Below are 13,843 nucleotides of genomic sequence, written 5' to 3'. Positions count from 1 at the left end.
TCTATTACTCATACAGCCAGGCCTCTTCTTCCTTGGTCAGGCAATCGGGAAAGGTGATTTCAACCACTTCGCTGGAGTGCTTGAAGCGCAACAAACCGCTATGGCTGGCCGAGCGGGCCAGCTCCAGCAAACGCTCGGTACGGCACTGCAGTACACGGGTCCACTCGGTATTGAACAAGCGGTTGCCGGTCAGCCCCTGCAGGTAACCCATGAACAGCGCAAAGGCGACGTTGACCGGGCGGATATCCGGCTCAGTACGATGTTTTTTAGTGCGGCCCTGCAGGAAACCGGCGTTGGTCCAGGTGCCGTTGACGTTCTGGGCGATGGATTTGAGCGTCGCCGGGCTGTAGCGATCCGGGCACTGTTCGGCGAACACTTGCTCCATCTCTTCACGGGGCAGCCATTGCCCCAGCTCCAGCTGTAGAATCTTGTTCATTGAGATGCGCAGCAAGGGGTCACGCGCCAACCCCATCTGGCAAGCCAATAGCGTTCGGGCCTGTTCATCTACTTCCCAGAAACGGCGAAAGATGCGGAACAGCGGAATGGCGGTATCCATGCCGTAAAGATCCACCAGATGCTTCCAGGTCAGCTTGCGGGACTTTTCCGTGGGCTTGTGCAGGACATTGAAAAGCTCCACATCTTCCTGGTATTGAGCGGCGGTGGCGTCCATGTTGCGACCGTGAAACAGCTCGGTGATTTCAGACAGCATCATGGTCCGGCTGGCATGAACGCCATTACGGCCATACTTGAAACCGAACTTCTGCTGGGATTCGGTCGAGATCATGGGTTGGGTGTCTCCTGGGTAAAACCGGGGGCAATAGACAGGTTCGCCTGGCGGTAAACGCTGGCGGGGTTCAGTAATGCCAGCTGATATTCATCCGGCGAAAGCCTGGCATTCAAGCTGCAATCTACCCCCCAGCGGCGCAGCCAATAACCGGCGGTGGCGGCTTTGATGCTCATCTGCAGAGTTTCGCCGGGGGCAAGGCCGTAATCCAATTCGATGGCACGCTTGTGTGCTGCTGCGGGGTGTGGAAGCAACTCTACGGTCAGGTAACGATTCCACTCTGCATCCTGCCCGATGCTTTCTACCGCCAATTCGATGGCGGAATTCAGCTCATCAGCCTGAGTGATGCGTGTCAGCACAAAGTCTCGGAACTGGGCATGGGTACGGCAGTAGGCTCGCACATGCCAGCGCAATCCTGTGTTCACTAAGCTATGCGGCACAATCTCCCGCTTGGATTCGCCACTGCTCACGGATACGTAACGGATGCTGATCGCCTTGGCGGCATAAATGGCACGGGATACTGCGGCGAGGATATCGAGATTCGGCTGGTTCAGTGCAGGCGCAGCATCCACCAGAATCGGCTGCTCACAGGGTTCCTGCCCTGCTGCCTGGCCAAGGGTCAACGTCTGCAGGGTGTGCTCGCGGTCGTAGGTGAATAACGGCTGGAATTGCGGTGTGCGCCGATAGACTTTATCGCGATGATCATAGTCCAGGTTGGACGGCGCCAGCTTGCGGTAGAGGGTGAAGTCACGGGTGGCGTTGGACAGTGCAATACCAAATCGATAGGTCAGATCCTGACGTGTTACCTGACCACGAAAACGCGCCAGAAAATCGATCTGCCACAGACGTTCGCGCTGGTTGGGTGAAGCGGTATCTGCTGCCGTCGTTGGCATGGGGTGCTGTCCTTGAGTTGCGGTGTCATCGTTTGGTGGTCATAAAAATGATGATAGCAGCATACATATACCTAAGCTATCTGACTAAGACTAATGAAAGTACCTCGAGTCACCGCATAACCACATTCCAGTCGATGCTGTACCCAGCGGCATTTAGCTCTCGGGCAAGTGACTGTTTCCACCCGCCTGCAGCATCCATATCCTCCCAAACCACTCCTGCAAAATCACTGGGGATCTCCAGCTCCCCTCGTTTTAAAGTACAGACTCTGTCACGACTCAGCCTGCCAATGAAGTAGCCAAGCTCAAGGAGAACATTCTGTCGGGGGCGTGTTTGTAGATTCCCACCCTTCACGCTGCCTTCATCATCAGGAGTGAGGAGCACAACAGCGAATCCCACGTCGCCATGCTTCTCAACCTTTTCAATCACTGTTCGGCCCTGGTTTGCTTGCTCATGCAAAATAACAGGCTCAAAGTCTATTTTTTCGAGAAAGCGGGCAACCATCTCACGCGCGCCCTCATCATGACCATGTACAATGAAGACTTTCCGCGACCGCACGTCCTGTAACGCCACTAATGCACTTCCCTTTGACTGGGTGTAGCTTTTGTAATCACGAATAAATGGGATGATCAGCTGCCCGGTCAGGCTGTGAATTCCAGCAATTATCTTGCTACCTGAGTAGTAGAAGTCATGCGCAAAGGTAGCGGCGTAAGCGGGGTCTTCGCCCATTTTTTGTAGTAGTAGAAAGGTTAGCCCCAAACATTCTTCAGCACTATCAGGCCATAGGAGGCGCTGACTACCCACCATGCTGCCGCCGGTCCGTGCACTTTCTTCGAGAAACGTCTCTAAATCCAGTCCCTCTGTTAGCTCAGCATTGTATGTTTCCAAATCAGGATGCTGGAGCAAGCTCACTAGCCTTTTCAAGGGACGTTCATAGGTCTGTAACTGAGCCCCCTGTAGATCTAAAACCGCGTGATTGATTTCTTTAAACAGGTCTTGAGACATCATGAGTCTCCGTCAGATTCAAGCCGCGCTTGGCTTGCATGTTGGATGATTTGCTCACGAAGTCCTTCCTTTGTTTCCGCTACTAACGACATAACAATCTGGTTGGATGCGTAAGCTTCCGTTTTTTCATCAACCATTTGGTACACAGCTTGAATCGCGGACTCTATGCTAGCAGGATCTTCAGGGTCATAATTGACTTCACCCAGAGCCCCTCCCAACTCTTCTAGAGCCAGTTGAACTTCCTCCAGTGTTTTTTGTAACTGTTCGAACCCGTTTTTACCTGCCATGAAGCTACCTACTCTTTGCCTTGTGTATTGTTAATGGGTTCACCTGCATCAGGCTATAACGTAGAAACCTGGTGACATTGAACCGACAGAAAGATCGAAATTAGCATTTCCCTAACTTCAGCCGTAGTCAATGTTGAACAAGAGCATCATAGACGGGTCAAGCGACACATTTTGTCGCCTGTAACTAGGCTTCTGCCAAGCCGGATCCTCTAGGCTTTCAACCCTTAGCTCCTGGATACCCCAAAGCCGTGATAACGTTCACCATACACCTTTGTCCTCACCTTGCAGAGGTAGCTGATGCGCTTGAATAGATCAGGTTCTGCAGCGTATCCATCGTTACTCGATAGGTGGTAATCAGCATTTTTGGGGATATGCATAAAGCCTTCAACACCTCCCGTTTGCAAATCGATAGCCGACGACCAAGCTGCATGTACCAGTGCATAGAGGTTATCCGCATCTTGATCATAACTCCCCAAACGAAAGTATCGATCTCGGTTGAGCAGCAAAACCAGGTGATAGTGAGGGTTAGGTGAACGATCTTGCTCACGCGCCCAGATCATTCTCACTCGACAGGGGTGAACACGTTTACCATCACGCTTCAGCATTTTCGAACGCCATTGAACTCGACTATCAAGCGCTTTTTTGAAGCGTTCCATCACTTGGTTATCTTCAGTGCCAATGGCTTTGATATTCGCTGGGTACAGAAGCTCAATACGTACTGCATAGATACGGTTATATTCTTTTTTTGTACGTGCCAACAATTTCCACGCGCTTTCTAGGTACTCCAATACACAGGGATATTCCGGAGATGCTAGCACAGGAAGTCCTCTGTATACTGGCTGAGTAAACAAAGATAGATTTGGATTATGAGTTAATTTTTTATAAGGCATAACTCCTCCATTATTACCATATCGATATCAAAAAATATTCTATAAATATAGAAAAAATTAATACCATTTTATTTTTCATAATCTATTTGTTTTTGGTTATATTAATCTATAGGAAATAGGGAATTATCGTATAGATAATAGGTTATAGATATTAATACACCGACAATCGAAACATTCATTTTTCTGAATTTAGTATGAATGAATCCGAAAAAAACTGGCATTTCTCTTTATTTCATCACTCGAGGAAAGTATGGATCGATAATATTAGCAGGAATAGAAAAGGGGGCTAACCCCCTGTCACTCGTTGAACCCTTTTCCTTCATCACGTAAAGCAATACGCTCAAGAATCCATTGCTGCACTTCATCCTCGACCCAACCAACCGATTTATGCCCGAGGGACACTGGGGATGGAAAGCTTTTTTCGTTGATTTTACGGTAAATGCTAGAACGGGAAAGACCGGTAACTCTAATCACTTCGGCAAGTTTGATTATTCGCATGAACCTGACTCCTGTATGTTCGTTCATGCGATAGGGGTGGGAGTAGAAAATTACCGATCTTTAATTTTTCAGCAACGAGGCTATACCTATCAAAACTACTAGCTTCACTTGCATCTATGAGCCGCTGTACACATGCCTCACAGCTCCTCCTGATTCGCTCATGTAGCTTCACCAGCCCACTCAACACTGAATCACTGGCCAGAGGAGGAAAAAGTAGCTAGAAGCCAAAAATAGGTTGCTTTTTAACCAAAACAGATATAAAAGAGTTAAAATCACAATATAAAAGAGTTAAATCACAACATTATTATGCCAATATCGTTAGAAACGCTATCCTTTAAGTCTATTAAGGTATTATGAAATGGACAAAAAACTTAAGCGCTCTCCTCCTTTTAAGCCTCTTCTTGCCACGGATGCACCCAAGTTTAAACAGGCTCAAGCATCTGAATTAGAAAACGAATTTCGGATTCAATGGAGCCATGAAAGTTTATTTGAATTCTTCATATTCGATAAATTAAATGAAGCAGATAAAGCCGTAAAATATTTACTGAACCACCCTGATTTAGCAGTATTTATTGAAAGTAAAAATGGACGCCATAAAATCCACCCCGCACTCGTATCGATTACCAATATGGTTAAATTCCTTTCAGCTGGGTTAGTAGCCACTACTGATGACCTCCTTCCTCCTGAACATCGCGAAAGAAGCTTAAAGCCTTCGATTCGTTTACACCCGTATCTAGAACTGTTTATATGGATGGGTTACGCTTTAAAACAATTCAATGAAAATCTACGTGATTTCCGATACACCGCCCCTTCTGAAGAGAGAGCTAAACTGGAGAACTATATTGCCAAATACCTAGATAATCTAAAAAGGTTAATAAAAAATCAGTCATCTGAACCAATACAAGATGCTCGTCTCAGAGCTATCCAGGCACGTAGTGATTCATTAGAAAATGAAACTTGGAAAACGGCTATCCATCGTAATCAAAAACGGCATCGGCAGAACCATGTCTCAGCAAATAAATTTTATGAGAACACTTGGAAAAATGCTCCCAAAGAAGGATTAATATTTCTACCCATTCCTCTATGCTACACATTTAGAGGTATGTGGCCCTACCAACAGGGCATACCAGATAGCGATATTGAGATAACTAAAGAAAATTTCCAGTTACTTGTAAAAAAATTTACACTACGATTTAAAGAATGCATAGACTACATCTGGTTTATTCATTACACACCCAAAGGTGGGTTAATTGTTCGTTGGCTACTTGTGTTTCCGGGAAGCAAAAAAAAATTTGAAGTAGATGAGGTTTTAACATTTATTAAACAAAACTGGATTAGCATTAAAGTCCACTCTGGATATATCGGATTTCTTTCACAAAAGAATCAAATCTGGTGGCGGGAGCCGAAAAGAAAATCTCCATGCCGAGTTAAATCTCTACTGGATAGATGGGTACTTTATGACCAATTCATCAAAATCGAATCTCAGGGTAAAACCTTCAGAAGCATGGGACGCAAACAACACCGTCACAAGCATACTTCACTGGTAGATAAAGACGGCTTTCGGGAAACGCGTACCTAGCTGGTAGCAATCACGTAATTTTCACCTATATATCACCTCCTTGGACAGGCACGGTGTGTCTTTTCATTTACTTGTTCAAGGAGTTATTCCCATGTCTCTTCAATGTCCTTGCTGCCAATCACAGCAGTTGATTCCCCGTTCTATTGGTCGTACTGCCGGTACTCTGGTGGGTACTGCAGCAGGTTCAGCCAGTGGTGCTGCAGGTGCGCTGACAGGAGCGCGTGCTGGCGCTACCGTTGGACTTTTGGCAGGCCCTCCTGGTGTGGCACTAGGCACCCTGGCTGGGGCCTTGCTAGGTGGCTTGATCGGCGGCGCCGCAGGTGGTGTCACTGGCGGCCGTATTGGTGACCATCTTGACCGAGAAGTGCTCGATAACATCGAGTGCTTGAGTTGCGGTCATACCTTCAGAGCGGATGATTGAATCATACCACTCTGTTGGATATCCAGAATTGTGGGGGTGAAACCCTGCCCTCAACGTTACACCATCAATGCCGCTATTCTCAGGGTCATACCCTGGATGATACACGTCAAGTGGACCATCAAACCTGGCTGCAGATACGCCAGAGCGATATTGGCAGTTCTAATGCCGCTGCTTCCGCCGGGCTCAATCCGTACAAATCTCAGCTTGAACGATAGATGGAGAAAACCGGACGCCTTAGTACCGTTTCTTAATCCATCACCGCTATTCCATGTATCACAACTATCTGCATATACCCTATCCCAGCCCCGGTGGCTGGGATAGGGGTTGCTATGCCTGGAGGTTTTCATGTTGAAAGGTCTTGCTATTACCCCGCCGATCCTGGGGCGTATCGCCATTGGCAAGGTGATCGAAAAGGACGGTAAACGCCTGCCACAGAAGGATGATCAGTTCACGCTAACGTCTCAGATCCAGACACGTGATGGCTGGTTGGCCCACCCGCTGGATGAGTCCCTACGTGAAGCCCAAAGTGGTAAGTTGAGGCGTATTCCGATTCGGCTGCTGTTCAATGAGCCCGAACTCAATCTGCGAGCGGAGTACTCACTGTTTGATCGCAGTACGGCCCGACCGCTTTGTGTCGGGGATGGTGAGCAGTGCCGTCGCCGTACCCGTGAAGGGATGCAGACTCTACCGTGCCCCAGCCCTGATGGCTGCGAGCTGTCACAGGGTGGGCGCTGTAAGCCCTATGCTCGGCTGAATGTGATTGTGGGGGACGATGATCCGTTGGGTACCTTCATCTTCCGTACCACCGGCTTCAATTCGATTCGGACCTTGGCTGCGCGGCTGCAGTATTTCAAAGCGGTATCCGGCAACAAGCTGTCGTGCCTGCCACTGGAGTTACGCTTGCGCGGAAAGTCCACCCGCCAGAGCCATGGCACACCGATCTACTACGTGGATATCACCCTGCGTGACGGCATGGACCTGGAAGCAACGCTGGCCAACGCGCAACAGATGGCAATGGACCGGCACGAAGTCGGGTTTGATCAACAGACATTGGATCAGGCCGCTCGCATGGGCTTTGCCAATGGTGACTTTGAAGAACAGGAGGAGGATGCAGCCGCTATCGTGGAGGAGTTTTATCCACAGGGCCAAGAGACCACACCGAATGAATCTCACCCAGCCGATCCTGGTATGCCTCGCAATGGGGTTGATCCTGTCCGGCTGACGCAAAAGCTGGCGGCCAAGTCGCGCCGCATTCGATCTGCCCAACTCGACCGTGATAACGCACCACCTGAAACACCCACACAACCCAACGAACCACACGCTGACACTGAAGCTGGTTCTCGATACTAACACCCCCTGAATCCCTCGATGACACCCATATACCCTGCCGGGACCACACCCCTGCGGGGCGTGGTTCCGTGCAGGCAAGGAGGCTTAATCATGAGTACCTTATCCCGTGAACAACTTTACCGTCAGGCACCCGCCATCTTCGCACAGGCACCTGATCTGTCAGTATCTGACCATTATGGCTTCGTACCGACCATAGAAGTCGTTGACGCCCTGCAGGCTGAAGGCTGGTACCCGGTCAGGGCACAGCAAACCCGTGTACGCGACCCTGAACGCCGCGATACCACAAGGCACATGGTGCGTTTTCGCCAAGACCCGGATCGTCAGATCACCGTGGGCGACAGCATTGCGGAGTTAGTGCTGACCAACAGCCACGACCGTACCGCCGCTTATCAACTGGACCTGGGGCTTTTCCGCCTGATCTGCAGTAACGGCATGGTCACCCCCGTAGGAGATATGGGCGGTATCCGCGTACGGCACGGTAAGCAGGTGGTGGACCAAATACTGGATGGCTCAATCGCCCTGATCGATGAAGTACCCAACCTGGCTGGTACCGTCGAGCAATTCCAGTCCATGCGTCTCAGCCCCGAAGAATCACGGCTGTTCGCTCAGTCCGCCCTGACGCTGCGTTACGGCGAAGACTGGCGTGAAGTCAGTCCCATTCAACCCGATGCCTTACTGCAGGCCCGTCGCTCAGAAGACCGGGACCAAAATCTGTGGCGCGTATTCAATCGCGCCCAGGAAAACCTGCTCAAAGGCGGCCTGGCAGGCCGTTCCCGCAATGGGCGCCATACCAGCACCCGTGCCATTCGGTCCGTCACAGAAGATGTCCGACTCAACCGAGCGTTGTGGCAGTTGACCGAACACTTCGCTCACCTGAAAGGCCAGTCCCGCGCCGCTTAACCATTCAAGGAGATCATACTCATGGCAATACAACTGATCGCCGGGGAGTTGCCCGGCACCTATGTCGTCCCCGAAGCGGTTACCGATACCGAGCTGATGCGCCTGGCCAAGATGCTGGCACGTCGACGCCTGAAGCGTGGCCGCTCAATGGAAAACCCCGATGCCGTGTTCAATGCGCTGCAAACCCTGCTGATGGACTATGAACGTGAAGTGTTCGGAATGGTATTGCTGGACAACCGACACCGGATCATCGAGTTCGTGGAGCTGTTCCAGGGCACAATCAACACCGCCAGCGTCTATCCGCGTGAAGTGGTAAAAGCTGCCCTGGCACAGAATGCGGCTGCGGTCGTCTTGGTGCATAACCACCCCTCCGGTGATCCTGAACCGAGCAGCGCGGACCGGCAGATTACTGATCGACTACAGCAGGCACTCAATACCGTTGAGATACGGCTGCTGGACCATGTAATTGTGGGGTTTGAGGGGACCGCTTCATTTGCGGAGGATGGGCTTCTTTAATTGCTATTATCTGTCGTAATAGCAAGTGTATGAACTTGATATTACGACGGATAGTTTATAAACATAGCTTTAGATATAAACGTAAAAAAAATCATATAAACTAAAAGGTAGATATATTAGACTTTAATTTTTCACAAATATCTAAATTTTTTTTGACAAATTCATCCCAAGACAATATGTTTATATAATATTTTTCATATTGTACATCTACTCGGCATATTTCAGGTCGGCTTTCATATATAGAACATGAATGAGAAGAAGAATCATAATATTTACATACTCCATCTCCTCGATCAAGAAATTTTACCTCTTCAGCCAAACCAACATTTTGACAACAAATACCACATCTATCACAAGGAAAAGCGCTATCAGAATTGGAATGCATCTTCAGATTCCATCATTGCATCAAAATCATCAAAACTTTTAAAATCTAGCGCCTTATCAAAATGGCTATTAATAACTTCCAGTGCAGAAATGAAATCATCATTATTTTTCGAAATTATAGAGGAATCAATTTTATTAAAATTGTCTTTGAACTCTTTCACACGTTCAGAAAAATGTAATTCAAGGTAATTCTCTAAATTCTCTCTATTTTTTTTAATTTCTGACTTAAGTTCTTCACACAGGTCTTCTATTTCCTTCCGGCGTTTTTTTGCTTCCCTTACAGACGCAGTTTCACCTAATGCGATATGTCCAGACTGGTGAAGAGAGTTCCCAATAAAAAAACCTGCGGCAGATCCCAAAAGGAAGCCAACAGCTGGGATAGGTATTGCTGCTTGCCCCAAGCTTCCATACCAAAACATTGACGTTGAAGTAACTGCTGAATGACTAATTTCATTAAGCATGGTTCTTTTATCAATATCACCATTTATATAAGAACGAAGGCATCTTGCGTTTTCTGCTATCACAATTGCCATATTAGATAATGGGTTTGACTTACCAATATGCTTCAGCGTTGTTTTAGTGGCCGTTTTCAATACGCCATTAACTTGACGGCTAGAACCAGTTCCATCAATGCACCAGTTTACGAAATTTTCGCAATTATTCCATAAAAGATTATAACTTTCCTCATTTAATCGATCATATGCCCTTTGAGCTGCTTCCTCTCTTGAATATTTTATATAGTCATGTGGCTGAACTCTGTAATCACTACCACAGCAAAAATCAGTTAATGAGACTTTTTCTATTGGCCCTGATTTAAGCCCATCCGCTAGACCAGAGTAATGAATTATACATTTTGCATCACTATTAGAGTTTTTATTATCAATACCGACAAAAATACCATGATGATTATAGCCATTTCGCGGTGTTACAAGGTGATCACCCACGCTAAGAGAATCTATTCGGTTTTCAATAAAATCAGATATAACAACAGAGTTTCTGAATGTTTTCATCAAAAGGTGGTCAATTTGTGCTTTAGTCATAAAGTCATAGACTTCCGAACTTAACTGAACTTCCTCTAAATTCATTTTATATTACCCTTTCTAAAAATATGAGCTGCTTGCATTACACAAGCAGCTCATATGTTTTAAATTTTATGCAAGAATTTATTCCCTTCTCTTACCACTTGACGAGATTCCGGAGTAAGCGCTCCCTCTGAGTCCAAAATTTTAGTGTCAAGGATATTTTTTATCGTTTTAGCTAATGCTTGTATTTTAAAGACTTCCTTTTTATCCTCTTCAGAATAAGTTGAATAATCTGGGTTATGATTCACAAGTTCAATAAATGGCCCTAATGCCGGCTTGAGCCTACTATTTAGCTGCATTAGAACTGTATTGATTTCATTAAAACGCCTACGGAGTCCGTCGACTGCAACAGTCCCAGAAGTCATATTTTCAACTTCTACTTCTGCTTTAGACAAGTTGGAGTACGCATCTTCCTTCGCTGTCTCTGCTTTTGACGCCATCATCATGCCACCAACAGCAAGCACCGGACCGGCTACAATACCGCCTAATACAGCCGTTCCACCAGCGATTCCCATCCCCCCAGTTGCCAGAGACCCCCCCCCTAACCATGCTAATGTAGCGTTAGTGGCAGCAGCACCTGATAGAGCGCTAATAGCAGTTCCTGTTGAGGCAGATGCAAGCATTTGAACACTACCGTATGCTGCAAGCCCAGCTAAACCACCAGAGCCCAAAGCTGTACTTCCACCGCTTGCCAGCTCTTTCATAGACATTGCTGTCTTTCGCATTAAAACCAAGTCAGATTCGGTAATGACTGGTAATTTTTCCATACCAGCAAGATCAGAATCATGAACGTCTATATTCTTTATCTTTTGAAATACTTCAATAAATGGATCTATAGATTCTGTCCAAATAATCAGCTTTTTTTTGCCAAGGTTTTCCATCGAATTCTTAGCATTGGCATGAGCATCCTCAAGTTTACCCTTAGCCTCATCATGGATTCTCTTAGCTTTTCTATTTATATTTTTTGCCTTATCAAAGTCTCCTTTTGCATCGACTCCTTTCTTGACTCCATACCCTCCCGCTACCAGTGCGGCTCCTGCTAATATAAGAGGTAATGGCATTATTCAGCCTCCATGAAAATACGGGCTTCTTTCATCAAAATAAACTGACGATGAACCCAAGACTCCATGTCTTCGAGAAGAGAAGAATCTATAAACAAGGCTTCAGAGATATCATTTATAATATTACGTTCTAATTCATGATAATTTTCATCAGCATGTGCAACCCCTACAAGCTCCAGTAATAACGCAATTTTTTCTTTCTGTGATGAAAAATAATCTGCTATTGAATCCAATTTCATTTCTTTTGGTTCAACATCGGCCTCACATTGTGCAACAATAGAGTCATATAAAGCCAACTCTTGAGCTTCAACAACACCATCAATATTAATAATTTTTTTAGATAGTGAAAGCAATATTCCTTGCTGATCTTTATTGAGGAATGAAATAAACATCAAAAGCTCCTTCTTTTATTTTAAATCCTAAAAATCAGGTTTAACAATCTAGTTAAATCATATTTTAATAAGTGGATAAAACGGCACCCCCCACTCCTGATTATCATTATTTATCATGATTCCCAGAATCAAAGGGATGATTTTGCCAAGCAAGGTTGTACAGCTTTTTAGCTGCTGACGGTTAGCACTGCTATTATCGGTTGATCCACCGTGCATCACCTGATTACGTAGGGTATAAACTCGACGAAAAAGTATCGATAGAACAACAACTGTGTCCTGCTGAGCCAACGCCACTGCAGCTCTCTTCTTGGACGCCTTGAAGCGACTCTGCCATTGCTCCTCAGAAATATAGCCGTTCTGATAGTCCCAAAATGGCTGGAATATGTACTGATTATCTAGAAGTGAACGAATCAGACCGGAAAACTCATTCCAAACCAGCTCATATATTTCCTTACTGCTATCAAGATCAACCAGCTTCATGAAAAACTGCTCGAACATCCGCTTTTCAGTTGAACGATACTGTTCGTCTACATCAACCGCATAGGCGGCGTTGAATGCGATCCACAAGAAAATAAATTTTGCGTCCAGATCGTCTTCATTCTGCTCCGCTTTTTTCAGCCAGCTTAGGGACCGATGAATCCTCAGTGACAGTGCGGGCACTGAAGCATCACGCCTTGCCCTATGCATTTCTTTGAGTTCGTTATATTGCATGGTCATCCCTTCTTTCTTCCCATTCATTCCAGGAACTAGGTTTAGTCTTTCAGACCCAATATTGCCCTGGCCTGCTGGTGTATTGATTCCCGCCAACTGACCGGCTCTACAACATCAATCGATGCACCGAAGCCCTGTATCCACCATTGAGTCTGCTGATCATTGGGTACTTCAGCTTCGAGCCAAACCCAACCCTCAGCGTTTTCATCTGAAAGAATTTGCCTAGCGCTCAGCGGGGTTTCAGATAGCAACCAGGCCACTTCAGGCCTAATAAATGCCTTGAGTGAGACTGTTTTATCATCTACCGGGTACCCAAACGCACCTTTCTCGATGTAGCTATCTACACAGAAAGCAGGCTTGGACTTGTAAGGCTGATCACTCTTTGCAATTGTGCGTATTCGGTGCAATGCAAATTGCCTTACATCTTCGTAGTCATTTACCGTAGCTAACAAATATGACGCACTATGTCGGGCAACGATGCCCAAGGGATGTAACGTGAAGGTTTTATGTTCATCCTTTGAACGGCTTAGGTAGGCAACATCTAAGGCGTAACTACAGAGCAGTGCATCTGTAACCAGCGGCCATACATCCTGGTTGATTGGTGCAGGCTTCAAAGCCTTACCATTAGGCACGGCTTTCACATAATGACTCCAATGAGCCAGCCTATTCCCGTTCAAGCCATTGAGATATTTGCGTGCCTTATCGAACTGACCTGCCAACTGGTCAATCGCGATTTGGGGTAATAAGTCAATCAGGTACTGCTCAGCTAGCACCAAGGTCAATGCCGAAGCAGTATCCAGCTCGGGAAGGCTACTTTTGAAATCAGGATGAAATGACCAGCGGTAAGGCCTCTGACTTCGATCACACATCAAGGGGAAGTGCGCTGATATTTTATCCAGGTCGCGCTGGATAGATCGCAGCTCTACTCTGAAGCCCTGCTCTTCAAGCGAGGTCTGTATCGTTGTGGTGGCCTTTTGATGCGGGTATCGAGGTATCAGCTGTAGAATGGCTAAATACCGAAACAGCGTATCCTGGCGACTGCTCATCTCACTTCCTAGTGACTGCCTGTTTCTCTTAGGAGACAGCATATCA

Annotated in this window: 17 protein-coding genes; 5 read left to right on the top strand and 12 right to left on the bottom strand. The window is 46.7% G+C overall.

Translation table 11 applies throughout. The annotated features are described in order from the left end of the window. Positions 1-4: 4 nt before the first annotated feature. The 6 genes from H1S06_RS00660 to H1S06_RS00635 all read right to left on the bottom strand — a co-directional run bounded on the left by H1S06_RS00660 (position 5) and on the right by H1S06_RS00635 (position 4,355). Positions 5-784, bottom strand: a complete 780-nt coding sequence (locus H1S06_RS00660; protein WP_181736355.1) for a hypothetical protein — start codon at positions 782-784, stop codon at positions 5-7. Continuing rightward, a complete protein-coding gene (locus H1S06_RS00655) occupies positions 781-1,677 on the bottom strand; it encodes a helix-turn-helix transcriptional regulator (protein ID WP_181736354.1) in 897 nt (298 codons plus the stop codon). Before H1S06_RS00655 ends, H1S06_RS00660 begins: the two co-directional genes overlap by 4 nt. Positions 1,678-1,786: 109 nt before the next feature. Beyond that, a complete protein-coding gene (locus tag H1S06_RS00650; RefSeq protein WP_181736353.1) occupies positions 1,787-2,680 on the bottom strand; it encodes a TIR domain-containing protein in 894 nt (297 codons plus the stop codon). Further along, on the bottom strand, positions 2,680-2,967 hold the full coding sequence (locus H1S06_RS00645; RefSeq protein ID WP_181736352.1) for a hypothetical protein: 288 nt from the start codon (positions 2,965-2,967) through the stop codon (positions 2,680-2,682). The genes H1S06_RS00650 and H1S06_RS00645 overlap by 1 nt, the downstream gene beginning before the upstream one ends. Before the next feature lie 224 nt (positions 2,968-3,191). After that, positions 3,192-3,857, bottom strand: coding sequence for an inovirus Gp2 family protein (locus H1S06_RS00640; RefSeq protein WP_181736351.1), 666 nt, complete (start codon positions 3,855-3,857; stop codon positions 3,192-3,194). A 297-nt stretch (positions 3,858-4,154) separates the two neighbouring features. Further along, positions 4,155-4,355 carry an AlpA family transcriptional regulator gene (locus H1S06_RS00635; protein WP_181736350.1) on the bottom strand — a complete coding sequence of 67 codons (201 nt, stop codon included), beginning with the start codon at positions 4,353-4,355 and terminating at the stop codon, positions 4,155-4,157. Positions 4,356-4,713: 358 nt separating this feature from the next. On the opposite strand from H1S06_RS00635, the gene H1S06_RS00630 reads away from it, so the two are divergent. The 5 genes from H1S06_RS00630 to radC all read left to right on the top strand — a co-directional run bounded on the left by H1S06_RS00630 (position 4,714) and on the right by radC (position 9,121). After that, the gene (locus H1S06_RS00630) at positions 4,714-5,934 is read left to right on the top strand and encodes a hypothetical protein (protein WP_181736349.1); all 1,221 of its coding nucleotides are present in this window, start codon (positions 4,714-4,716) and stop codon (positions 5,932-5,934) included. A gap of 91 nt (positions 5,935-6,025) precedes the next feature. Continuing rightward, positions 6,026-6,355: a hypothetical protein gene (locus H1S06_RS00625; RefSeq protein ID WP_181736348.1), complete on the top strand. Its 330-nt coding sequence runs from the start codon at positions 6,026-6,028 to the stop codon at positions 6,353-6,355. 345 nt (positions 6,356-6,700) lie between these two features. Further along, positions 6,701-7,705, top strand: a complete 1,005-nt coding sequence (locus tag H1S06_RS00620) for a recombination directionality factor (protein WP_220183706.1) — start codon at positions 6,701-6,703, stop codon at positions 7,703-7,705. Between the two features lie 90 nt (positions 7,706-7,795). After that, on the top strand, positions 7,796-8,605 hold the full coding sequence (locus tag H1S06_RS00615) for a DUF932 domain-containing protein (protein ID WP_181736347.1): 810 nt from the start codon (positions 7,796-7,798) through the stop codon (positions 8,603-8,605). A gap of 21 nt (positions 8,606-8,626) precedes the next feature. Next, positions 8,627-9,121: a RadC family protein gene (gene radC, locus H1S06_RS00610; RefSeq protein WP_181736346.1), complete on the top strand. Its 495-nt coding sequence runs from the start codon at positions 8,627-8,629 to the stop codon at positions 9,119-9,121. A gap of 100 nt (positions 9,122-9,221) precedes the next feature. On the opposite strand, the gene H1S06_RS00605 is transcribed toward radC, so the two are convergent. From H1S06_RS00605 to H1S06_RS00580, 6 genes are read right to left on the bottom strand one after another with little or no spacing between them, the layout of a single operon-like run. Further along, positions 9,222-9,506, bottom strand: a complete 285-nt coding sequence (locus H1S06_RS00605; RefSeq protein ID WP_181736345.1) for a YkgJ family cysteine cluster protein — start codon at positions 9,504-9,506, stop codon at positions 9,222-9,224. Further along, entirely contained in the window at positions 9,490-10,590 is a 1,101-nt protein-coding gene (locus tag H1S06_RS00600) for a lecithin retinol acyltransferase family protein (protein WP_181736344.1), read from the bottom strand. The genes H1S06_RS00605 and H1S06_RS00600 overlap by 17 nt, the downstream gene beginning before the upstream one ends. 59 nt (positions 10,591-10,649) lie before the next feature. Next, entirely contained in the window at positions 10,650-11,648 is a 999-nt protein-coding gene (locus H1S06_RS00595; protein ID WP_181736343.1) for a hypothetical protein, read from the bottom strand. Continuing rightward, complete coding sequence (locus H1S06_RS00590; protein WP_181736342.1) at positions 11,648-12,040, bottom strand: TerB family tellurite resistance protein; 393 nt, start codon at positions 12,038-12,040, stop codon at positions 11,648-11,650. Before H1S06_RS00590 ends, H1S06_RS00595 begins: the two co-directional genes overlap by 1 nt. Before the next feature lie 57 nt (positions 12,041-12,097). Then, entirely contained in the window at positions 12,098-12,751 is a 654-nt protein-coding gene (locus tag H1S06_RS00585) for a HEPN domain-containing protein (RefSeq protein ID WP_181736394.1), read from the bottom strand. A gap of 41 nt (positions 12,752-12,792) precedes the next feature. Beyond that, positions 12,793-13,797 (bottom strand): helix-turn-helix transcriptional regulator, encoded by a 1,005-nt coding sequence (locus H1S06_RS00580; RefSeq protein ID WP_181736341.1) that lies wholly within the window; start codon positions 13,795-13,797, stop codon positions 12,793-12,795. Positions 13,798-13,843 lie beyond the last annotated feature (46 nt).

It is taken from the genome of Marinobacterium marinum (assembly GCF_013868415.1).
Lineage (GTDB): Bacteria > Pseudomonadota > Gammaproteobacteria > Pseudomonadales > Balneatricaceae > Marinobacterium > Marinobacterium marinum.
The sequence above is the reverse complement of the archived record's forward strand: the minus strand, read 5'-3'. Positions and strand labels throughout refer to the sequence as shown.

Coding starts and splice junctions, on each gene's coding strand:
- H1S06_RS00660 (WP_181736355.1), bottom strand. CDS start 784: ATGATCTCGACCGAATCCCAGCAGAAGTTCGGTTTCAAGTATGGCCGT.
- H1S06_RS00655 (WP_181736354.1), bottom strand. CDS start 1,677: ATGCCAACGACGGCAGCAGATACCGCTTCACCCAACCAGCGCGAACGT.
- H1S06_RS00650 (WP_181736353.1), bottom strand. CDS start 2,680: ATGTCTCAAGACCTGTTTAAAGAAATCAATCACGCGGTTTTAGATCTA.
- H1S06_RS00645 (WP_181736352.1), bottom strand. CDS start 2,967: ATGGCAGGTAAAAACGGGTTCGAACAGTTACAAAAAACACTGGAGGAA.
- H1S06_RS00640 (WP_181736351.1), bottom strand. CDS start 3,857: ATGCCTTATAAAAAATTAACTCATAATCCAAATCTATCTTTGTTTACT.
- H1S06_RS00635 (WP_181736350.1), bottom strand. CDS start 4,355: ATGCGAATAATCAAACTTGCCGAAGTGATTAGAGTTACCGGTCTTTCC.
- H1S06_RS00630 (WP_181736349.1), top strand. CDS start 4,714: ATGGACAAAAAACTTAAGCGCTCTCCTCCTTTTAAGCCTCTTCTTGCC.
- H1S06_RS00625 (WP_181736348.1), top strand. CDS start 6,026: ATGTCTCTTCAATGTCCTTGCTGCCAATCACAGCAGTTGATTCCCCGT.
- H1S06_RS00620 (WP_220183706.1), top strand. CDS start 6,701: ATGTTGAAAGGTCTTGCTATTACCCCGCCGATCCTGGGGCGTATCGCC.
- H1S06_RS00615 (WP_181736347.1), top strand. CDS start 7,796: ATGAGTACCTTATCCCGTGAACAACTTTACCGTCAGGCACCCGCCATC.
- radC (WP_181736346.1), top strand. CDS start 8,627: ATGGCAATACAACTGATCGCCGGGGAGTTGCCCGGCACCTATGTCGTC.
- H1S06_RS00605 (WP_181736345.1), bottom strand. CDS start 9,506: ATGCATTCCAATTCTGATAGCGCTTTTCCTTGTGATAGATGTGGTATT.
- H1S06_RS00600 (WP_181736344.1), bottom strand. CDS start 10,590: ATGAATTTAGAGGAAGTTCAGTTAAGTTCGGAAGTCTATGACTTTATG.
- H1S06_RS00595 (WP_181736343.1), bottom strand. CDS start 11,648: ATGCCATTACCTCTTATATTAGCAGGAGCCGCACTGGTAGCGGGAGGG.
- H1S06_RS00590 (WP_181736342.1), bottom strand. CDS start 12,040: ATGTTTATTTCATTCCTCAATAAAGATCAGCAAGGAATATTGCTTTCA.
- H1S06_RS00585 (WP_181736394.1), bottom strand. CDS start 12,751: ATGCAATATAACGAACTCAAAGAAATGCATAGGGCAAGGCGTGATGCT.
- H1S06_RS00580 (WP_181736341.1), bottom strand. CDS start 13,797: ATGAGCAGTCGCCAGGATACGCTGTTTCGGTATTTAGCCATTCTACAG.